Source organism: Streptomyces spinosus (assembly GCF_020400655.1).
In the GTDB taxonomy this organism is placed as follows: Bacteria; Actinomycetota; Actinomycetes; order Streptomycetales; family Streptomycetaceae; genus Streptomyces; species Streptomyces argyrophylli.
Genome location: NZ_JAINRC010000003.1, coordinates 413,872 through 433,657 on the forward strand (window position 1 = coordinate 413,872; position 19,786 = coordinate 433,657).

At 71.2% G+C, this 19,786-nt stretch carries 22 protein-coding genes; 8 read left to right on the plus strand and 14 right to left on the minus strand.

The genetic code is table 11. From position 1 onward, the window contains the following. Nucleotides 1-101 precede the first annotated feature (101 nt). The 6 genes from rlmB to LG395_RS08810 form a co-directional block, all read right to left on the minus strand. Nucleotides 102-1,043 carry a 23S rRNA (guanosine(2251)-2'-O)-methyltransferase RlmB gene (gene rlmB / locus LG395_RS08785; RefSeq protein ID WP_171155114.1) on the minus strand — a complete coding sequence of 314 codons (942 nt, stop codon included), beginning with the start codon at nucleotides 1,041-1,043 and terminating at the stop codon, nucleotides 102-104. A gap of 89 nt (nucleotides 1,044-1,132) precedes the next feature. Beyond that, nucleotides 1,133-2,536: a cysteine--tRNA ligase gene (cysS, locus tag LG395_RS08790; RefSeq protein ID WP_171155112.1), complete on the minus strand. Its 1,404-nt coding sequence runs from the start codon at nucleotides 2,534-2,536 to the stop codon at nucleotides 1,133-1,135. 322 nt (nucleotides 2,537-2,858) lie between these two features. After that, nucleotides 2,859-3,263 carry a PPOX class F420-dependent oxidoreductase gene (locus tag LG395_RS08795; RefSeq protein WP_171155111.1) on the minus strand — a complete coding sequence of 135 codons (405 nt, stop codon included), beginning with the start codon at nucleotides 3,261-3,263 and terminating at the stop codon, nucleotides 2,859-2,861. A gap of 56 nt (nucleotides 3,264-3,319) precedes the next feature. Next, a complete protein-coding gene (ispF, locus tag LG395_RS08800) occupies nucleotides 3,320-3,817 on the minus strand; it encodes a 2-C-methyl-D-erythritol 2,4-cyclodiphosphate synthase (protein WP_225808995.1) in 498 nt (165 codons plus the stop codon). Continuing rightward, nucleotides 3,807-4,559: a 2-C-methyl-D-erythritol 4-phosphate cytidylyltransferase gene (gene ispD / locus LG395_RS08805; protein WP_171155107.1), complete on the minus strand. Its 753-nt coding sequence runs from the start codon at nucleotides 4,557-4,559 to the stop codon at nucleotides 3,807-3,809. Before ispD ends, ispF begins: the two co-directional genes overlap by 11 nt. Nucleotides 4,560-4,914: 355 nt before the next feature. Beyond that, nucleotides 4,915-5,397 (minus strand): CarD family transcriptional regulator, encoded by a 483-nt coding sequence (locus LG395_RS08810; RefSeq protein WP_003953493.1) that lies wholly within the window; start codon nucleotides 5,395-5,397, stop codon nucleotides 4,915-4,917. Between the two features lie 626 nt (nucleotides 5,398-6,023). On the opposite strand from LG395_RS08810, the gene LG395_RS08815 reads away from it, so the two are divergent. After that, nucleotides 6,024-6,704, plus strand: coding sequence for a copper chaperone PCu(A)C domain-containing protein (locus tag LG395_RS08815; RefSeq protein WP_225808996.1), 681 nt, complete (start codon nucleotides 6,024-6,026; stop codon nucleotides 6,702-6,704). A gap of 90 nt (nucleotides 6,705-6,794) precedes the next feature. Here the strand turns inward: LG395_RS08815 and phoP are convergent, their stop codons facing one another. Both phoP and phoR read right to left on the minus strand, forming a co-directional pair. Further along, complete coding sequence (gene phoP, locus LG395_RS08820) at nucleotides 6,795-7,475, minus strand: two-component system response regulator PhoP (protein WP_014673455.1); 681 nt, start codon at nucleotides 7,473-7,475, stop codon at nucleotides 6,795-6,797. Further along, nucleotides 7,472-8,773 (minus strand): two-component system sensor histidine kinase PhoR, encoded by a 1,302-nt coding sequence (phoR, locus tag LG395_RS08825; protein ID WP_171155104.1) that lies wholly within the window; start codon nucleotides 8,771-8,773, stop codon nucleotides 7,472-7,474. Before phoR ends, phoP begins: the two co-directional genes overlap by 4 nt. A 180-nt stretch (nucleotides 8,774-8,953) precedes the next feature. Here phoR and phoU point away from each other — a divergent pair, with 180 nt between their 5' ends. The 3 genes from phoU to LG395_RS08840 all read left to right on the plus strand — a co-directional run bounded on the left by phoU (nucleotide 8,954) and on the right by LG395_RS08840 (nucleotide 10,293). Next, the gene (gene phoU / locus LG395_RS08830; RefSeq protein ID WP_171155102.1) at nucleotides 8,954-9,643 is read left to right on the plus strand and encodes a phosphate signaling complex protein PhoU; all 690 of its coding nucleotides are present in this window, start codon (nucleotides 8,954-8,956) and stop codon (nucleotides 9,641-9,643) included. A gap of 116 nt (nucleotides 9,644-9,759) precedes the next feature. After that, on the plus strand, nucleotides 9,760-9,915 hold the full coding sequence (locus LG395_RS08835) for a hypothetical protein (RefSeq protein ID WP_165951611.1): 156 nt from the start codon (nucleotides 9,760-9,762) through the stop codon (nucleotides 9,913-9,915). 129 nt (nucleotides 9,916-10,044) lie between these two features. Beyond that, nucleotides 10,045-10,293 carry an SCO4226 family nickel-binding protein gene (locus LG395_RS08840; protein WP_171155100.1) on the plus strand — a complete coding sequence of 83 codons (249 nt, stop codon included), beginning with the start codon at nucleotides 10,045-10,047 and terminating at the stop codon, nucleotides 10,291-10,293. A gap of 89 nt (nucleotides 10,294-10,382) precedes the next feature. Here LG395_RS08840 and LG395_RS08845 read toward each other — a convergent pair whose 3' ends face one another. Continuing rightward, nucleotides 10,383-11,636, minus strand: coding sequence for an MDR family MFS transporter (locus LG395_RS08845; protein ID WP_225808997.1), 1,254 nt, complete (start codon nucleotides 11,634-11,636; stop codon nucleotides 10,383-10,385). Nucleotides 11,637-12,213: 577 nt separating this feature from the next. Between LG395_RS08845 and LG395_RS08850 the strand changes: the two genes are divergently transcribed. Beyond that, complete coding sequence (locus LG395_RS08850) at nucleotides 12,214-12,975, plus strand: phosphoglyceromutase (RefSeq protein WP_225808998.1); 762 nt, start codon at nucleotides 12,214-12,216, stop codon at nucleotides 12,973-12,975. Nucleotides 12,976-13,569: 594 nt separating this feature from the next. On the opposite strand, the gene LG395_RS08855 is transcribed toward LG395_RS08850, so the two are convergent. Then, entirely contained in the window at nucleotides 13,570-14,007 is a 438-nt protein-coding gene (locus LG395_RS08855) for a hypothetical protein (RefSeq protein ID WP_225808999.1), read from the minus strand. A 752-nt stretch (nucleotides 14,008-14,759) separates the two neighbouring features. Here LG395_RS08855 and LG395_RS08860 point away from each other — a divergent pair. Beyond that, the gene (locus LG395_RS08860; RefSeq protein ID WP_225809000.1) at nucleotides 14,760-14,969 is read left to right on the plus strand and encodes a hypothetical protein; all 210 of its coding nucleotides are present in this window, start codon (nucleotides 14,760-14,762) and stop codon (nucleotides 14,967-14,969) included. Between the two features lie 161 nt (nucleotides 14,970-15,130). Here LG395_RS08860 and LG395_RS08865 read toward each other — a convergent pair whose 3' ends face one another. Next, a complete protein-coding gene (locus LG395_RS08865; RefSeq protein ID WP_225809001.1) occupies nucleotides 15,131-15,655 on the minus strand; it encodes a hypothetical protein in 525 nt (174 codons plus the stop codon). Between the two features lie 128 nt (nucleotides 15,656-15,783). Then, nucleotides 15,784-16,155, minus strand: a complete 372-nt coding sequence (locus LG395_RS08870) for a hypothetical protein (RefSeq protein ID WP_225809002.1) — start codon at nucleotides 16,153-16,155, stop codon at nucleotides 15,784-15,786. Nucleotides 16,156-16,394: 239 nt separating this feature from the next. On the opposite strand from LG395_RS08870, the gene LG395_RS08875 reads away from it, so the two are divergent. After that, on the plus strand, nucleotides 16,395-16,868 hold the full coding sequence (locus tag LG395_RS08875; RefSeq protein WP_171155091.1) for a carboxymuconolactone decarboxylase family protein: 474 nt from the start codon (nucleotides 16,395-16,397) through the stop codon (nucleotides 16,866-16,868). A gap of 17 nt (nucleotides 16,869-16,885) precedes the next feature. Here LG395_RS08875 and LG395_RS08880 read toward each other — a convergent pair whose 3' ends face one another. Continuing rightward, the gene (locus tag LG395_RS08880; RefSeq protein ID WP_225809003.1) at nucleotides 16,886-17,311 is read right to left on the minus strand and encodes a DUF2000 domain-containing protein; all 426 of its coding nucleotides are present in this window, start codon (nucleotides 17,309-17,311) and stop codon (nucleotides 16,886-16,888) included. Nucleotides 17,312-17,360: 49 nt separating this feature from the next. Between LG395_RS08880 and LG395_RS08885 the strand changes: the two genes are divergently transcribed. After that, the gene (locus LG395_RS08885) at nucleotides 17,361-18,158 is read left to right on the plus strand and encodes a helix-turn-helix domain-containing protein (RefSeq protein ID WP_225809004.1); all 798 of its coding nucleotides are present in this window, start codon (nucleotides 17,361-17,363) and stop codon (nucleotides 18,156-18,158) included. Here the strand turns inward: LG395_RS08885 and LG395_RS08890 are convergent. Continuing rightward, nucleotides 18,137-19,786 (minus strand): glycosyl hydrolase family 28-related protein, encoded by a 1,650-nt coding sequence (locus LG395_RS08890; protein ID WP_225809005.1) that lies wholly within the window; start codon nucleotides 19,784-19,786, stop codon nucleotides 18,137-18,139. The two genes, LG395_RS08885 and LG395_RS08890, sit on opposite strands and share 22 nt — an antisense overlap.

Sequence of the window (19,786 nt, forward strand, 5' to 3'; positions counted from 1 at the left end):
TCCGGACCCCGTCAAAGCGGCCCCTAGGGCCACATGGACGCCCGAATTACCCCGCAAGGGTGAACTTCCGGACGGGTGTTCAGGCCCGTCCGGACGGTTGTTCAGCTGCGCCTGCGTGCGGCCTCGTACAGCACGATGCCGGCGGCCACGCCCGCGTTGAGCGACTCGGCACCGCCCGGCATCGGGATGCGGACACGGAAGTCGCAGGTCTCGCCGACCAGGCGGGACAGGCCCTTGCCCTCGCTGCCGACGACGATGGCGACCGGACCCTGGAGGGCCTCCAGGTCGCCGAGTTCGACCTCGCCGTCCGCCGCCAGCCCGACCACCGTGAGGCCCGCCTTCTTGTAGGCCTCCAGGGTCCGGGTGAGGTTGGTGGCGCGGGCGACCGGCGTACGGGCGGCCGTACCGGCGGAGGTCTTCCAGGCACCGGCGGTCATGCCGGCCGAGCGGCGCTCGGGCACGAGGACGCCGTGGCCGCCGAAGGCGGAGACGGACCGGACGACGGCGCCGAGGTTGCGCGGGTCGGTGACCCCGTCCAGGGCCACGACCAGCGGGTCCTCGCCCTCCTCGGCCGCGGCGTCGAGCAGGTCCTCCGGGTGCGCGTACTCGTACGGCGGGACCTGGAGGACCAGGCCCTGGTGGTTGAGGCCGTTCGTCATGCGGTCCAGCTCGGGACGCGGGGCCTCCATCAGGTTGATGCCACCGCGCTCGGCGGCGAGCTGGAGTGCCTCGCGGACGCGCTCGTCGTTGTCGATGAACTGCTGGACGTAGAGGGTGGAGGCGGGGACGCCCTCGCGGAGCGCCTCGACGACCGGGTTGCGGCCCACCACCAGTTCGGAGGTGGACCTGCCACCGCCCCGGCGCTGCTGCGGGCGGCCCTGCGCGCGGCGGGCCTTGGCCGCGGCGGCGCGCTGCTTGGCGTGCCCCTTGCGCATCTCGGCGGGCGGGGTCGGGCCCTTGCCTTCCAGGCCCCGGCGCCGCTGGCCGCCACTGCCGACCTGCGCGCCCTTCTTGCCGGACATGCGACGGTTGTTCGCGGCCATGACCTACCTGTCTTCGTGAGCTTTCGTACGTACGTCTTATGCAGTGTGCCGCCCGGAGGGCCGGGCGGCACAATCGATCAAGCGGGGCGCTAGCGCGGGCCGAGGCTCCAGCGCGGGCCCTGCGGGCTGTCCTCGATGGTCAGCCCGGCCTGGCCCAGCTGGTCGCGGATGGCGTCGGCGGTGGCCCAGTCCTTGCGGGCGCGGGCGGACTCGCGCTGGTCCAGGACGAGGCGTACGAGGCTGTCGACCACGCCGTTCAGGTCCTCGCCCCGGTCACCGGCCTCACCGGCCCAGTGCGGGTCGAGCGGGTCGAGGCCGAGGACGCCGAGCATGGCCCGCACCTCGGCGAGCCGGGCGACGGCGCCCTCCTTGTCGTCGGCGGCCAGCGCGCTGTTGCCCTGCCGGACGGTGGTGTGCACGACGGCGAGGGCCTGCGGGACGCCCAGGTCGTCGTCCATCGCCTCGGCGAAGGCGGGCGGGACCTCGGCGGCGGGCTCGACCGGCTTGCCGGCCAGCTCGGTGACCCGCTGCACGAAGCCCTCGATCCGCGCGAACGCCGACTCGGCCTCGCGCAGGGACTCCTCGCTGTACTCGATCATCGAGCGGTAGTGCGGGGTGCCCAGGTAGTAGCGCAGCACGACGGGCCGCCACTGCTTGACCATCTCGCCGACCAGCACGCTGTTGCCGAGTGACTTGGACATCTTGTCGCCGGCCATGGTCACCCAGGCGTTGTGCACCCAGTACCGGGCGAACTCGTCGCCGTAGGCCTTGGCCTGGGCGATCTCGTTCTCGTGGTGCGGGAAGATCAGGTCGAGGCCGCCGCCGTGGATGTCGAAGGCGCTGCCCAGGTACTTGTGGGCCATCGCCGAGCACTCCAGGTGCCAGCCGGGGCGGCCCGGTCCCCAGGGGGTCGGCCAGGTCGGCTCGCCCGGCTTGGCGGACTTCCACATGGCGAAGTCGCGCGGGTCCCGCTTGCCGGTCTCGCCCTCGCCGGACGGCTGGAGCAGGTTGTCCAGCTCCTGCCGGGACAGCTCCAGGTAGTGCGGGAAGGACCGTACGTCGAAGTAGACGTTGCCGTCGGCCTCGTAGGCGTGCCCGCGCTCGATGAGGCCCTGCATCATCTCGATCATCTCGGTGATGTGGCCGGTGGCGCGGGGTTCGTAGGTCGGCGGGAGGCAGCCGAGGGCGGCGTAGCCCTCGTTGAACGCGCGCTCGTTCTCGTACCCGATCGACCACCAGGGCCGGTTCTGCTCGTGGCTCTTGGCGATGATCTTGTCGTCGATGTCGGTGACGTTGCGGATGAACGTCACCTCGTAGCCGCGGTACGCGAACCAGCGGCGCATGATGTCGAAGTTGAGGCCCGAGCGGATGTGGCCGATGTGGGGTGCCGCCTGCACGGTGGCGCCACAGAGGTAGATCGAGACACAGCCCGGCTTGAGCGGGGTGAAGTCACGGATCTGCCGGGCGCTGGTGTCGTACAGGCGAATAGTCACCACTCCAGAGTAGTGGGCCCCGGGCAGTGCCATGCGCCTTACCACCAGGAAGCCGCCACACCGCGCGACCGGGTCCCGCCGCGCCCGCGCGTCACGCGGCCGGCGCGCTCCTCACCTCACAACCGCCCGACGATCTTCCGCGGCCGGATCCGTACGACCACCCGTTCGGCGTCCTGGCCCGAGGCCGGGTTACCCCACCCGACAACGGGCTCCGCCCGCGGGCCGCGCAGTCCTCACCGGCCACCCCGACCACCGTCCCAACCGCCTCACGACCTCGCGCGGGCGACGCGGCCCTCGCTGCCGTCCCCGGCCACCACCGCCGTCACAACCGCCCGACGATCTTCCGCGGCCGGATCCGTACGACCACCCGTTCGGCGTCCTGGCCCGAGGCCGGGTTGAAGTCCGCGTAGTCCTTGCCGGTGTACTTGCGGCTGAGCTCGTCGATGAGTTCCTGGCCGCCCTCGGTCGTGGTCTCGGCGGTGCCGCGGATCTCGGCGTACTCGTACGGCTCGTCGGGGTTGACGACGACGACCGTCACCCGGGGCTCGCGCTCCAGGTTGTGGTACTTGCGGCGGTCGACCGTCGTGGAGACCAGGAGGTCGTCGCCGTCGCGCTTCACCCACACCGGGGACATCTGCGGGCTCCCGTCGGGCTGGACGGTGCCGAGGACGACGAACACCTTGCCGTCGAGCACGGACTTCAGGCGGTCGGACAGTACGGCGGACATGAGCACCCTCCGGAGTTCACGATCACTGGTGGTCGTGTGGGTACCCTGCCACGCCGTCAGCTCACCCGCACCACGAGTGCCGTGGCCACCGCCATCAGTCCCTCCCCGCGCCCCGGGAAGCCGAGCCCGTCCGTCGTGGCGCCGGAGACCGACACGGGCGCGCCGGCCGCCTCGGAGAGGATCTTCTGCGCCTCGTCGCGCCGCTTGCCGATCTTCGGGCGGGGGCCGATCACCTGGACGGCGACGTTGCCGATGGCGAAGCCCGCCGCGCGCACGATCCGGGCGGCCTCGGCGAGCAGGGTGACCCCGGACGCGCCGGACCACTCGGGGCGGCCGGTGCCGAAGTGCTGTCCCAGGTCACCGAGTCCGGCGGCGGAGAAGAGGGCGTTGCAGGCCGCGTGGGCGACGACGTCGGCGTCGGAGTGGCCGGCCAGGCCGGGCCCCTCGCCCTCCCACTTCAGGCCCGCGCACCACAGCTCGCGGCCCTCCTCGAAGGCGTGGATGTCGGTGCCGATGCCGACCTGGGGAAGCACGAAGCCGGCCTCAGAAGCCATCGGTCAGCCTCCTGCGGGCCAGGACCGCCTCGGCGAGGATCAGGTCGAGGGGGCGGGTGACCTTGAAGGCCTCCTCGTGGCCGGGGACGGCCACGACCGGCAGCCCCAGCTGCTCCACCATGCTCGCGTCGTCGGTGACGTTCTCGGTGACGCTCTCGTGGGCGCGGACCAGGGTCGCCCGGTCGAAGCCCTGCGGGGTCTGGACGGCCCGCAGCCGGGCCCGCTCGGGGGTGGCGACGACCGGCTCCGGGTCGCCGGCCACGGCCGCGGGCGCGACCTCCTTGACCGTGTCGGCCAGCGGCAGCGCGGGCACCACGGCGGGGGCGCCGTCGCGTACGGCCTCGATCACCGCGTCGACGGTGTCGACCGGGACCAGCGGCCGGGCCGCGTCGTGGACGAGGACGATCCGGTAGTGCGGCGGCAGGGCGTCCAGGCCGATACGGACCGACTCCTGGCGGGACTGGCCGCCGGGGACGACCTGGAAGTCCGTCCGCTCCGGCAGCGCGTGCGCGTCGAGCAGGGACTTGACCTCGGCGGCGCCGTCCGGCGGGGCCACGACGATCACCAGCGAGACGTGACGGGAGGCGGCGAGGGCGCGGACCGCGTGAATGAGCATGGGTGTTCCGTTCAGCGCGCGGAGCGCCTTGGGGGCGCCCGGGCCGAGCCGTACGCCCCGGCCGGCGGCGGGAATCACGGCGGCGACGGGGGTCTGCGCGGGGGTGGGGCGCGATTCGTCAGACATCGGTTCCTGTCAGGTTTGTGTGCTCGACCTAGGTGGGTATGGCCTGGAGGAGTGCCGGGCGCGACGCCTTGACCGGACCCTTTCCGTGACCCTGGTCGAGCCATCCGCCCCGGCCGGCACATCGAGTACCGGCACATCGGGTGCCGGGGGATCGCGTGTCGACCGGTGATCGATTATCGGGGGACCGCGTGTCGGGGGGATGTCCGCGGGCTTCCCCGCCACCGGCTTCCCGAGGAGCGCCCGCCGCGGGGACGCAAGATGCCGCAGCGCCCGGCGACAGGATCAGTGTCATCGGGCACCGCGGCATTTCAGTGCGCTGAGCGTGCCGGAAGCGAAGGTTCGCTGCCGTTGCGCGTCAGGAGGCGAGCACCTCGTCGAGCAGGGCCTCGGCCTTGTCCTCGTTCGTGTTCTCCGCGAGAGCCAGCTCGCTCACCAGAATCTGGCGGGCCTTGGCGAGCATGCGCTTCTCACCGGCGGACAGTCCGCGCTCGCGCTCGCGGCGCCACAGGTCACGCACGACTTCCGCGACCTTGATGACATCGCCGGAGGCGAGCTTCTCCAGGTTTGCCTTGTAGCGACGGGACCAGTTCGTGGGCTCCTCGGCGTACGGCGCGCGCAGCACCTCGAAGACTCGGTCCAGCCCGTCCTGACCGACCACATCACGCACGCCCACGAACTCCGCATTGTCCGCTGGCACACGCACCGTGAGGTCACCCTGGGCGACCTTCAGCACCAAGTAGGTCTTGTCCACGCCTTTGATCTGGCGAGTTTCGATGGCCTCGATCAGCGCGGCCCCGTGATGGGGATAGACCACGGTGTCGCCAACCTTGAACGTCATGTGACAGGTACCCCTTCCGTGGCTATCCAGGCTAACACGGATACGGCGTCTTCTGAATGGCGTTTTCGCAGGTCAGGGCATATCTCAGGGCTTGACAACAGCGACCGGGACGTGCTGCGGTGAGCCTCCGGAACCGGGTATTCGCAGGTCGGAGGGGCTCTTCGGGCGGGGCGAAACGCGTACGTCACAGGTCCCGAGAGGCCGTCCCAAGTGGCGGAACATCCCGATTTGTCCGGTCGCAAGCGTGCGACTTCCGCTACTCCGTTCGGTGGCCGGGGCCGGGTACGAGACGAATCCAGAATTGATCAACGGCCGGCGGAGGGGGGCGTCGTGATCAATATCGGGGAGGCTCGCGCATTCCTTCACGGAAATTTCGCGAGCCTCGTTGTGGGGGCCTGAGAGGCGGTCGCCGTCGCGTTATGTGAATGACGGACCAGCGGCTCCGCAATGCGGCCACGGGGTCGCGCGGGCCCCACGGAGTACCCCCAGCCGGAGGGAAGCCCGCGGCCAGGGGGAGGGTCGGGTGCGACGGCGCGGGAACGGCTCGGTAGCCTGAAGCCGCTGACAGACACTTAGGGCGGCTTTACAAGGGGAGCCGCCCGCGCGTTCAAGGAGTTGCCGCCGCCGTGAGCAGCAGCCTTCGACGCGGCGCCCTCGCCGCCTCCGCCATCGTCTTCTCGATCGCCTCGCTCGCCGCCTGCGGCGCCGGAAACAACGCCCAGACCCTGGAGATCAAGCCGGACAACGCGGCGACCAGCGTGGGCGACATCAAGGTCCAGAACGCCCTGGTCATCACCCAGCCCGACCTGCAGTCGACGGGCCCCGCGGTGGTCTCCGCGACCGTGTTCAACTCCGGGAAGACCGACCAGACCCTCCAGTCGATCACGCTGGACGGGAGCGGGACGTCCGCCGAGCTGAAGCCCGCCAAGGGCCAGAGCCTGACCGTTCCGGCGCACGGCTCGCTGATCCTCGGCGGCAAGGACAACGCGTCCGCGACGCTGCCCAGCGGCCGTGAGGCCGTCCAGGACGGCAACGCCCAGAAGATCACCTTCACCTTCAGCAAGACCGGCAAGGTGAGCCTGCGCGCCTTCGTCGTCCCGGCCACCAGCTACTTCGACAAGTGGGGCCCGAGCCAGGTCCCGTCCGCCCCGGCCGGTGCCGGCGGCGCCACGGCCGCCCCGTCCGGCAGCGCGAGCGCGTCCGGCGGCAAGCCGGGGAGCGGCCACGGGACGAGCCCGTCGGCCACCGCTTCCGGTGCGGCCGCCACCCCGCACGACTCGGCGTCGGCGTCGGCCGCCGGTCACTGACCAGCCGTACGCCGAAGGGCGGCACCCCGTGGGGGTGCCGCCCTTCGGCATACGGACGAGCGCCGGCCTCACTCGCGAGCGCCCCGCGGTCTACGGCTCGAACTTGTAGCCCAGGCCCCGCACCGTCACCAGGTACCGCGGCGCGCCCGGGTCCGGTTCGATCTTGGCGCGCAGGCGCTTGACGTGGACGTCGAGGGTCTTGGTGTCGCCCACGTAGTCGGCGCCCCAGACGCGGTCGATGAGCTGCATGCGGGTGAGTACGCGGCCCGCGTTGCGCAGCAGCATCTCCAGGAGGTCGAACTCCTTGAGCGGGAGGTCGACCTTGGAGCCGCCGACGGTGACCACGTGCCGGTCGACGTCCATGCGGACCGGGCCCGCCTCCAGCGCGGCCGGGGTGACCTCCTCCGGCTCGCCGCGCCGGCGCAGCACCGCGCGGATGCGGGCGACCAGCTCGCGGGAGGAGAACGGCTTGGTGACGTAGTCGTCGGCTCCTATCTCGAGCCCGACGACCTTGTCGATCTCGCTGTCCTTGGCGGTCACCATGATCACGGGGACGTTGGAGCGGCCGCGCAGCTGGCGGCAGACCTCGGTGCCGGGCAGGCCCGGCAGCATCAGGTCGAGGAGGACCAGGTCGGCGCCGTTGCGCTCGAACTCGTCCAGGCCGTCAGGGCCGGTCGCCGCGACGGCGACCTCGAAGCCCTCCTTGCGGAGCATGTACGACAGGGCGTCGGAGAAGGACTCCTCGTCCTCGACGACGAGCACACGGGTCACGGAAGGACCTCCGGGGCGGGAAGCGATGCGTACGGGGGTGGATCGGTGGGTCCGGCCTCGTCGTCGAGGTCGGGGTGCTGCTGTGCGCGGTCGCGGGCCGCGCCCGCCTCCGGCAGCCTGAGGGTGAAGGTGGAGCCCTGGCCTTCGGCGCTCCAGACCGTGACCTCCCCGCCGTGCGAGGCGACCACGTGCTTGACGATGGCGAGACCCAGGCCGGTGCCGCCGGTGGCCCGGGAGCGGGCCGGGTCGACGCGGTAGAAGCGCTCGAAGATGCGCTCCTTGTCCTTGTCCGAGATGCCGATGCCCTGGTCGGTGACCGCCAGCTCGATCATGTCGCCGCCGGGCGCGCTGACCCGGCGTGCGGCGATGCCGACGCGGGTGCGGGCCGGGGAGTAGTTGACGGCGTTCTCGACCAGGTTGCCGAGGGCGGCGGCCAGCTGGCCCCGGTTGCCCCAGACGTGCAGGTCCGCCGCACCGTCCGCCCTGCGCCCGCCACCCCCCTGATCGGGTCCTTCGGGCATCCACACGTTCGAGGCCATCGTGATCTGCTTCGTGCCCGCCTGGTGGCGGCAGCGGTCCATGGCCTCGGCGACCAGCTCGTCCACCCGGACGGGCTCGGCGTCCTCCAGCGGGTCGTCGTTCTGCACCCGGGAGAGGTCGATCAGCTCCTGCACCAGGTTGGTCAGGCGGGTCGCCTCGATCTGCATCCGGCCGGCGAAGCGCTGCACGGCCTCCGGGTCGTCGGAGGCGTCCATCACCGCCTCGGAGAGCAGGGACAGCGCGCCGACGGGCGTCTTCAGCTCATGGCTGACGTTCGCCACGAAGTCGCGGCGCACCGCCTCGATCCGGCGGGCCTCGGTCAGGTCCTCGACCAGCAGCAGGACCAGGCGGGAGCCGAGCGGGGCCACGCGCGCGGAGACGGCGAGGGCCTCGCCCCGTCCGGTGCCGCGCCGGGGCAGGTCCAGCTCGACCTGTCGTATCTCCCCGTCCCGTCTGGTGTCCCGGGCCATCTGGAGCATGGGCTCCACGGAGAGCTTGCCGCCGCGGACCAGCCCGAGGGCGTAGGCGGCGGAGCTGGCCTTGACCACGGCGTCGGCCTCGTCGAGGACGACGGCGGAGGAGCGGAGCACGGACAGTACGGTGTCCACGCCGGGCGGGAGTACGGGATCGGTGTGCAAGGAAGTCCTGGTCGGTCGCTTCTGGTCGCGTTCGCTCCAGCGGAACGCCAGCACGGCGATGACACCGGTGAGCACCCCGGCGATCGCTGCCGCTGCGGCGACCGCCGCGTTCACGTCCATGCCACCAGGTTAGGCACGGCGTACGACATGACCACAGCCGTCACCGTGCGACCTCGGACACTCGTCGCCCAGAGTTCACCTTGCAGCCAGTACCGGTTCATTCGGGATGGCGGAAACGGACGGGTGCGGGGCACAACGTGGGAGCGTGGGGACCAAGCACACCGATGAGAGGGAACCCTGATGCGGGACGCGTACCACGAGGAACTGGACTCGATCGGCGACGGACTGGTGGAGATGGCCCGGCTGGTCGGATCGGCGATCGGGCGCGCCACGACCGCCATCCTCGACTCCGACCTCAAGCTGGCCGAGAGCGTGATCGAGGCCGACAAGAAGGTCGACGAACTCCAGCACGACCTGGAGGCCCGGGCGATAGCCCTGCTGGCCCGGCAGCAGCCGGTGGCGACGGACCTGCGGATCGTCGTCACGTCGCTGCGGATGTCCGCCGACCTGGAGCGCTCGGGCGACCTCGCCCAGCACGTGGCGAAGCTCGCGCGGCTGCGCTTCCCGAACCGGGCCGTTCCGTACGACCTGCACGCCACCATCCTGGAGATGGGCCAGCTCGCGCAGCGCCTGATGGCCAAGGCCGCCGAGGTGCTCGTGACCAAGGACGTCGACCTGGCCCTCCAGCTGGAACAGGACGACGACGACATGGACCTGCTGCACCGCACGCTCTTCCAGCACCTGATCGACGAGCGCTGGAAGCACGGCATCGAGACGGCCGTGGACGTCACCCTGCTCGGCCGCTACTACGAGCGGTACGCCGACCACGCCGTGGCCGTCGCCAAGCGCGTGGTCTACCTGGTGACCGGTGAGCACGCGGACGAGTTGCAGCCGGACATCCAGCCGGTGACGGGCACCGAGGGGGTGTGACCCCTACGGACCGGGAGCCGTTCGGAACCGCGAACGCCTCCGTGCGCCGTTGATGCGCCCGGCGCGACGGGCATGAAATGGGCGAGGGCACCCTGCCCCAGGTCTAGGAGGGACCCATGGCCGAATCCCCCAGCACCACGCCCGACCCGACGCAGGAGCGCGAGAGCGGGCAGCCCGCCGAGATCAGGACCCTTCCGCTGTTCGGCGCGTGCGGCTGCGGCTCCGGCTGCGGCTGCGGGTGCCAGTCGGGCAACCCCTGCCAGTGCGGCTGAACGGCGCGTCCGGGCCGGTGTGAGCACGTCTCGCACCGGCCCCCGGCGTACCGGATGCCCCGCCCGCGCCCCGGGCGCAGCATGGAAGGTGCGGGCGGGACGGCAGCCGGCGGCAGGAGGTGGCGGGCCATGGCCAAGTTCATCGACGTGCACCGTGGCATGGAGGGCATCACGGCCGACCAGCTGATGGAGGCGCACCGGGCCGACCTCGCCATCGAGGCGGACGAGTCCGTGCACTTCCGGCACGCGTGGGCGGACCCGGAGACCGGCACCGTCTACTGCCTCTCCGAAGCGCCCTCGGCGGAAGCCGTCCAGCGCGTCCACGAGCGCGCCGGCCACCGGGCGGACGAGGTGCACCAGGTGACCTTGGAGGCGTGAGCGCGTCCAGCGCCTTCCGTGTCGCCGGGCGGTCGGGACCTCCCGGGTCGCCTGGCTGACCGGGCGACGCCGGCGTGATCCGAACGACCCTAGGCCGTACGGACCTCGGTCGCGGTGTCCGCCGGTACCGGGGCCGGGGTCGGCCGCTCCGGGGGCAGGCGGCGCATCAGGACGCCGTAGCCGAGCCCGGCCGCCGTCCCCACCAGCGCGCACGTCCCCCACAGCCACCCGGCGCCGAGGCGGTCGATGACCACGCCCGACATCAGGGGCGCGATCAGGGCGGCGACCGACCACGAGAGCGTGTACATGCCCTGGTAGCGCCCGCGGCCGTGGACCGGGGAGAGGCGGACGACGAGGCCCGTCTGGGTCGGTGCGTTGACGATCTCGGCCAGCGTCCACACGCACACGGTGACCATGAAGACGCCGACCGAACCGGCGAACGCGGTCAGCCCGAAGCCGTATCCCGCGAGGAGCGAGGAGGCGACCAGGAGGGTGCGCGGATCACGGTGCTCGATGAACCGGGTGACGGGGATCTGCAGGGCGACGATCAGGATGCCGTTGACGGCGATGGCGAGGCCGTAGTCGGCCGGGGAGAACCCGGCCCGCCCCATCGCCACCGGCAGTCCGACCGAGCCCTGCTGGAAGACCAGGGCGACGAGGAAGGACAGCCCGACGACGGCCATGTACCGCCCGTCCCGCAGCACCGTGCCCAGACTGACGCCGTCCTCCGCCTGCTTGGCCGTGACCGCCGGGCGCGACTCGGGCACCTTGGCGAAGACGACGACCGCGCAGGCCAGGGTCATCCCGGCCTCGATCAGGAACCCGGCGAGATAACTGAACTCGGCGATGAACCCGGCGGCCATGGAGGAGACGGCGAAGCCCAGGTTGATCGCCCAGTAGTTGAGGGAGAAGGCCCGCACCCGGTCCTCGGGGCGGACGATGTCGGCCATCATCGCCTGCACGGCCGGCCGGGAGGCGTTGGAGGCCATGCCGACGAGGAAGGCGACGGCGGCGATGGCGACCGGGCCGGTCATGAAGCCGAGCAGGGCGACCGAGGCGGCGGTGGCGGTCTGCGCGATGAGCAGGGTGGGCCGCCGGCCGAGCCGGTCGGCCATCACCCCGCCGCCCAGCGAGGAGACGACCCCGCCGAGCCCGTGCAGGGAGGCGACGAGACCGGCGTACGAGGCGGAGTAACCGCGGTCGAGCGTGAGGTACAGGGCCATGAACGTGGCCACGAACGCGCCCAGCCGGTTGACGAGGGTGCTGGTCCACAGCCACCAGAACTCTCTGGGGAGCCCGGAGACGGATTCGTGGACAGCGCGTCTCACACGGGCTGGTGACATCGAGGATCCCCCACGTCGGTAAGCGGCTCAAGCGGTGATCACAACTTACGAGTGGAGGCCTGGGGAACGCCAGTCAATTAGCGGTTCACGTCAATCGGGCCACGACCGGGCAGAGCCGGGTACGACGCCGCCCGTCCCGCCCGCTCGCAACGGCTCGGGGCCGGATACTTCCGCCCCAGGAAGGCGCAGAGGATCCACGACCCGGCCGTGGGACCGCTGGCCCCGCACCACGACCGGGCGCAGCGCCGGATCGGCGACCGCCGCCCTGTGGCGCCGTCACAGGGTGCGCAGCTGCCGGATCCGCTCGGCGGCCTTCCGCTGGACCCCCGGTCGCCGCATCCGCCCGCAAAGGAACGCACGGTCACGTCGTGTACTCCTCTTCCCGAGCCCTCAACCTCCCGGCGTCGAAGAGACACACGGATGTCGCGGATCGTTGCACGGGAAGCGACCTGGACTCGGCGGGCCGTTCACCGACGCGGGGCCCGTGGCCGGCCGGCCGCCGCGCTACGACGAGGCCGACGGATCGGGGCCCCCGTGCCCGACGCGGCCCCCACCCCCCTTAGGTAGGCTCAAGGCCATGGCCGACGCACCGTACAAGCTGATCCTCCTCCGCCACGGCGAGAGCGAGTGGAACGCGAAGAACCTGTTCACCGGCTGGGTGGACGTGAACCTGAACGAGAAAGGCGAGAAGGAGGCGGTCCGCGGTGGCGAGCTCCTGAAGGACGCCGATCTCCTGCCCGACGTGGTCCACACGTCCCTCCAGAAGCGCGCGATCCGCACGGCCCAGCTGGCGCTGGAGGCCGCGGACCGCCACTGGATCCCGGTCCACCGCTCCTGGCGCCTGAACGAGCGCCACTACGGCGCCCTCCAGGGCAAGGACAAGGCGGCGACGCTGGCCGAGTTCGGCGAGGAGCAGTTCATGCTCTGGCGCCGCTCGTACGACACCCCGCCCCCGCCGCTGTCGGACGACTCGGAGTTCTCCCAGGCCCACGACGCGCGCTACGCGACGATCCCGCCGGAGCTGCGCCCGCGCACGGAGTGCCTGAAGGACGTCGTCTTCCGGATGCTCCCGTACTGGTACGACGCGATCGTCCCCGACCTGCTGACCGGCCGCACGGTCCTGGTCGCCGCCCACGGCAACAGCCTGCGCGCCCTGGTCAAGCACCTGGACGGCATCTCGGACGCGGACATCGCGGGCCTGAACATCCCGACGGGCATCCCCCTCTACTACGAGCTGGACGCCGACTTCAAGCCGGTCACCCCCGGCGGCAAGTACCTGGACCCGGAGGCGGCGGCGGCCGCGATCGAGGCGGTCAAGAACCAGGGCAAGAAGAAGTAATCGTCCACGAAGAGGCCCCCTGCCTGCGGGTTTCCCGCCAGTAGGGGGCTTTTCGCCGCGCACGTCCCGAAGCTGGACGGGCCGGGCTCGAGGATCGCGCGGGCTGCGCCGACGCGCGGCCGCATGTGGGGATCGACCGGCACCGGGATGGAGGGGCACCGTCGCTGAACGCGGGCGCGTAGTGGCGTGCGGAGGGGAGCTGGGCTGAGGAAGTGGTTCCGCTTTCCCGGTCATTGTCTCCGTCGGTAGGCCAGGATGATCCCGACTCCAGCCAGGACCGCAACCATGATGACGAACCACGTGGGCATCAACTCAAGCCCCTTGTACGCAATAGGGACGGTCACAGGCTTTGAACCTCCTTGAGTGAGAGCAATCTTCGAATGCCCACCCTCAAGATCGAAATGTGCGTTGTGAGCGCATCGCTGCGAAGCGGCATGAAGCTGCGGTACAGCAGCGGAGTAGCCAGCAGACCATCCCGCCAAGGCGTGCCCGCATCTTCTAACCGCCTGGTCTCGCGGCTTAGCTCGGCGCAGTCGCAAGCGGCCGACCGGTGAACGGAGCGCCGGCCGCACGCTGCAGTGGTCGGGCGGTAGTTCAGCGCCCGTAGATGTGACCTCGTACCAACGGGTCGTTCTCCAAAATGAAGTCCGAGACCTGCCAGAACTCCGGCAAGCGCGGATGCTGCAAGGCGGCTTCACGGTCGAGCTTGCGGCCGAAGAGAGGCCCGTCTGGGTGCGCGAGACCTGCTGTGACCAGGGTGGATGCGGGCTCACGCTGGCCGACGACGGGGCCCACTCGGCAGGCGAACGAGATGTGGTCGTCCCACTGGTCGGGCCCGACGCCCCACGTCCCGAAGATCACGTCTATCCACGCATCGTGATCCCGGTCTCGGTGGTGGTAGCAGTTCGCGAAGTACACCGCGTGGGGAGCGCCGTCCGCGTGAACGAAGTTCCAGGCACGCTCGATAGGGGCGTTGCAGCAGTCGCATAGAAACTCGCGGGTCTGCCGGTCAGGGCCAAAGGTCAGGGACATGACGCACATGATGCGGCACGGCCCGGCCTCGGACGCCCCTGGGGCGGTGCCGCGACCGTCAGCGGTTGGTCACGGTGGCGACGCCGGCCGAACGGCAGGCGCCGCAGGGCGGTGCCCGCATCTTCTGAGCACTTGATCGACGACCGCGAGGCGGAAACCAGCCAAGACCCGCGTGCCAGGTGCGTGCCAGATCGTGCGGGGAACCACGGGGAATGGCCGCGGCCAGGCCGTCGGTCAGACAGGCCCCTTTCGCCACTTGACCGCAGGTCAATTCAGCAACCACCGCCAAGAAACCCGAGCTTCCCAAGCTGAGGGCTCGGCCGGCCGCCGTCGTGAGGCGCTGGCCGTCCGAGGTCGCTCGACAGCAACCAAGGACGACCAACGACGACCACCAAGCGCACGAGCCCACCGCTCCTGAGCAGCGAAAACCCAGGTCGCTAAGACCCTGACAAGACCCAGCGCAAGAAGAAGTGTCCCTGTCGTTAGGCCGGCCCCGGGCCGCTCGGCGGATCCGCTGGACGCGACCGGCGCCGGACCACCGCGGTTACCGCCCCGCGACGATCCCCCGGGCGTCGCCCGCTCAGCGTTTCCGCAGGTCAGCCCGGCAAGTCACCCGGCACGTCACCACCCCCTCGGGCAGGCTGCTCTCGTCGCCTCGTCACCCGAATGGCCCACCATGACATGCCACCCACTCGGGTGAAGATCAAGCTGAGTAGTGCCCCAATCCAGGCAATCCGCGAAAGGGGAACCACATGCGCGTTCGACGCATCCTCACCGCCTGTATCGCCACGGCGGCCCTCACCGGACTCGGCTTCACAGGCGCTGCCACCGCCATCGCCGCCACCACCCCGGGTGCCCACTCGTACGTCACCCCTTCCGAGTGCAAGCAGGGCGGCGGGATGGCGGATCTGACGGACAACGTCTGCAAGGGCGGGAAGCACGACGGCGAGAAGGTCGACTAACCCCCTCCCGCACCGGGGCGCCCCGCGGCCACGTGCCGCGGGGCGCTCCCGCGCGAGCGCGGCGAGCCGCCACGGTCTGCGCCCGTCAGCACGTGAGCCGACGCCATGGGCCGAGGGGTCTGTGACAGGCGCCATCGCCCGCCCCGCCCCTCGGCCGGCCTTCATGCCTCCGCCTCCACGGCCCGCGTCACCGCTTCCCTCATCCCGCGCCATCCCCGGGGCCGCTGCGGCGCCAACCGTGCGACCACGCGGCCCAGCCAGTCGGGGTCACCCAGGAGCTGTGCCTGTCCCGCGTCGATGACTCGCGTCGTCAGGAGCTGGAGGAAGACGAGGTGGGCGCCGGGGTAAGAGCGGGGGTGCCGGTCGAAGCGCGCGATCCAGTTCTCGTAGGGGTGGCGCAGGGTCATGTGCAGGTAACCGCTGCCGCGCCCCCGCCAGGGGCCGGGCAGGCCGCCCAAGAGCCCCCCGAAGCCGTTCGATCCCCTCGCCGGGTACTTGCTGCCCATGGTGAGGTTCATGCCCAGCATGATCCGGGACCACGGGACCAGGTGTCCTGACGAGTCGGGCTCGTGCTGGTACAGCCCGTCCCTCCGGAATTCCACCCAGTGGCCCTTGCCGGTGTCCCCCACCACCCACCGGCCGTGGAACAGTTCCAGCGGTCCCAGAGTTGCGCTCGCGTCCGTCATCCGTTCATTGGATCAGACGTTCCCACCAGCAGTGCGGCCGTGCTCACGACAGGCCACGACAGCGGACGCGCCCGGCGCGGTTCCCCGGCGCCGGGTGCGTGTGCGGCCTGTCTTCGCCTCGTTCCAGGTCACTTCAGTTGCGGTACGCAGCCGAACCAGTTCACCGCGTGCTCGTCCTTCGTGTAGCCCATGCACCTCATTGTCTTGTCGTGCAGAGTGCTGGTCCCGGCGATGTCCTCGTCCAGGTAGTCCGTCTTGTGGCGGGGCTGGACGAGGGTGTCGACGTCGATGACGTACCAGCGGTGTCTCTGCTCCGGGATGTCGCAGCCGTGGGCTGTGACGTTGCGGCTGGGCCCTTCGCTCCATATCGGGCGTTCGGCGCGCTCGCAGTACGCCTTCCCGGATGCGGCGGCGGTGCCGGCGCCGGTGCCGAGCAGCGCCACGGTGCCCATGGCCACCGCCGCGGCGGTGCCCAGCAGACGGTGCGGGGTGCGGTTCATCAAGTGGTCTCCCTGGCAGTCACCATGAGGGATGGTGGACGACCCGCCATCTCCCTGTGATCGTCACACCGGTTCCGGCGCCCGTCCTGGCGGGGAGCGCGCCCGTCCCACGTCCCGGTGACGGGCGTGGTGCCAATGCAGCAGGGGGAGTGACGCAGGTCACGCGCGGCCACGTCACATGCGCGGTTTTCCCTCCGTCAATGAGGTGCAACCAGCCGCCATCCACCGAGGAGCACACCATGGACGCTCGGCTCGACCTCTTCGCCAGTCCCGCCACCGGCAAGGTGTTCAAGCACTTCGCCGCCGCCGGCAAGGCGATCACGGAGTCCTCGCTGCCCGCCGCCACGCAGGAGCTGGTGAAGATCCGGGCCAGCCAGATCAACGGGTGCGGGCCCTGCCTCGACATGCACACCAAGGAGGCCCTGGCGGCCGGCGAGACCCCGACCCGGCTGCACCTGGTCGCTGCCTGGCGCGAGGCCACCGTCTTCAGCGACGCCGAGCGGGCCGCGCTGGAGCTGGTGGAGCAGGGCACCCGGATCGCCGACGCGGCCGGCGGGGTGCCGGACGAGGTCTGGGCGAACGCGGCCGAGCACTACGACGAGGAGCAGCTCGCCGCCCTGGTCGTCCTCATCGCCGTGATCAACGCCTACAACCGCCTCAACGTCGTCGTCCGGCAGCCCGCCGGCGACTACGTTCCCGGCATGTTCGCCTGAGAGCGCCGCGGAACGGCTCACGGGTGCATGCGTGCGCCCTTCAGGACCTTGTCCACCCCGTTCTTCGGGCCGTACACCGCCAGGCCCACCAGGTCCAGCTCGGCGGTCGGGACGGCACGGACGGCCGCGCGGTTGTCGCGGTCGTTGCCCGTGGTGAACAGGTCCGCCGTGAACACCGCGCACGGCAGGGCACGGGTCAGCGCCCTGCCGTGCGCCGCCTTCAGGGTCTCCTTGGTGCCCTCGAAGACCAGCATCGGCTGGCGGAACATCGGCAGGTACGACACCCCGTCCGCGTCCTCGTACGGGTCGCCGACCACCTCGGGGAGCGTCGGGCCCAGGCCGCTGACCAGGAACGCGGTCACGTTCAGGCGCTGCCAGGGTTCCAGGTCCTCGCGCAGCAGCACGGCGATCTTCGTGTCGAAACGGATGGGTTCAGTGTTCATGGACTGAGACTCGCGGCCGGGTCCCGGTCACGTCTTGTACGTTTTTTGCATGGCCGCCGGGCAGGAACTCGTCAGCGCGTGGCGTCCCCGGGTGCCGGGCGTCACCGAGGTCTTCCACGCCCGCTTCACCGAGTACGCCTACCCGATGCACGTCCACGACGCCTGGACGCTGCTCATCGTCGACGACGGCGCCGTACGGTACGACCTCGACCGGCATGAGCACGGCACCCCGCTCGACACCGTTTCGCTGCTGCCGCCGCACGTGCCGCACAACGGCTCGCCGGCCACGCCGGGGGGTTTCCGCAAACGGGTCGTCTATCTGGACAGCAGCCGGCTCGGAGAGGAGTTCATCGGGCCTGCCGTGGACTCCCCCGACCTGCGGGACCCCGTGCTGCGACTGCGCGTCGGGCAGTTGCACGCCGCCCTCGCACGGCCCGGGGACGAGCTGGAGGCGGAGAGCAGACTGGCCCTCGTCGCCGAGCAGCTGCGGCTCCGGCTGCGGCGGCGCGCGGCCGGGGAACGGCACCAGAGCCCCGTTCTCGCCCGCCGGCTGCGGGAGTTGCTGGACGCGCGGGTCGTCGAAGGTGTGTCGCTCGAGGAGGCCGGCCGGTTGCTGCACGCCCATCCGGCGCACCTCATCCGGGCGTTCAGCGGCGCGTACGGCATCGCCCCGCACCAGTACCTGATGTCGCGGCGGGTCGGGCGGGCCCGGCGGCTGCTGCTGGACGGGGTGCCGCCGGGCGAGGTGGCCCCGGTCGCCGGGTTCTACGACCAGGCCCATCTCACCCGGCACTTCAAGAAGCTGGTCGGGGTGACGCCGGGGCGTTACCGGAGCAGGGCGCGCTGAGCCTCGTACAGGTTGCGCGGGTGCACGGCGTCCGTGGTGCCGTACAGCTCCAGGCGGGAGTGCAGGTCGCCGGTGAAGTCGGGGACGTCCGTCTGGTCGAACTCGCGGACCTCGTTGATGCCGACGGTCGCCGAGTACGGGGCGAGGCCGTCGATCTTCACGAGGCCGGCGCGGCCGTTGGTGACCCGGATGTTCCAGTGGGTGAAGCGGGCGCCGAAGAGCGGGCCGGCGCTGGCGTCCCCGCCGTGGCGGCCGTTGTTGTTCACGGTGATGTCGGTGCGGACGTCGGCGAAGGGCAGTCCGCGGTGGCTGTCGAAGGTGCCCATCCGCATGTCGCCGCGCGACCAGACGTTGTGGGAGGAGAGTCCTTCGACGTTGATGCCGTGCAGTTGGGTGTTGGCGGGCGCGGGGACCGTGCGCTCCTCGATGGTGAAGTCCTCGATCAGGTTGTCGTGGGAGCCCTCGCGGCAGAAGTACGGGTGGTGCGAGCCCCGGCCGGCGACCCGGGTACGGCGCAGGGTGCAGGCGGAGGCGGCGACCAGGCCGAAGCCGTTGTCGACGTGGCGGACCGTGACGTCGTCCACCCAGCAGTCGTAGGCGCACTGGAGGACGACGCCGTTGTACCCCTTGTCGAGGAGGTGGGGGGACTGCGGGGTCTGGACCGCTTCCAGGGTGAGGCCCTCGACGCCCGATCCGGTCAGTTCCGGCACGTGCGTGGTCAGGCGCGGGTCCCACTCCGGGCGGATGTCGAGGGGCAGGGGGCGTTCCAGGGTGACGCGCCGGCCGTGGACGCGGTGGACGCGGACGGGCCATTCGTAGGGGACGTACGAGGTCAGTTTCGTCTTGTCGTCCCAGACGTACGCCGCCGGGCCGGGGCCGCCGCCCGCCATGTGCTGCAGGAGGGTGTGGGCGGCGTCGTCGGCGAGGCGGAGCAGGACGAGCAGGCCGGGGCGCAGGGCGGAGGGGTCGGCGACCGTGACCGTCCACGAGCCGCGTTTCGCCGGGGCGACGGTGGTGAGGGTCGTCCACTCGTCCCGTCTGTTGCCGGTCCAGCCCTCGAAGGGCCAGGCCCGGTCCCTGATGGCGGCGGTCAGGGATTCCCAACGGGCCCTCGGCGCCAGCCAGACGAGGCCGCCCGCCCAGGACCAGGAGGACTTGTCGCCGCCGTAGCGGGAGCCGTAGACGCCGATCAGTTCGGTGAGGTTCTTCGTCGCGTACAGGGTCGTCCGGCCGCTGCCGGCGCCGCGCAGCACGACGTTGGACTCGCCGAGGCGGATGACGTCGTCGATGCGGTAGGTGCCGGGCGGGATGGTGACCGTGCCACCGCCGGCCCTTCCGGCGGCGGCGATGGCACGGTTGATCGCGGGGGCGCAGTCCGTGGTGCCGTCGGGTACGGCGCCGTATGCGGTGACGTCGGCGACGACCCGGTGGCGGGGGAAGCGGCTCGCCCCGGCCCGGCAGCCCGCCCGGCCGATGTACGGGATCTGCGGGTGGGTGAGCGGGGTGCGGGTGAACTCCCCCCACAGGGACGGAGGTTCGGCGGCCCGCGCGGTGCCGGTCGCGGCGCCCAGGGCCACCGCGGTGGCGCCGGCGAGCAGGGTCCGTCTGGTGAGGTGCGCGTTGCTCAT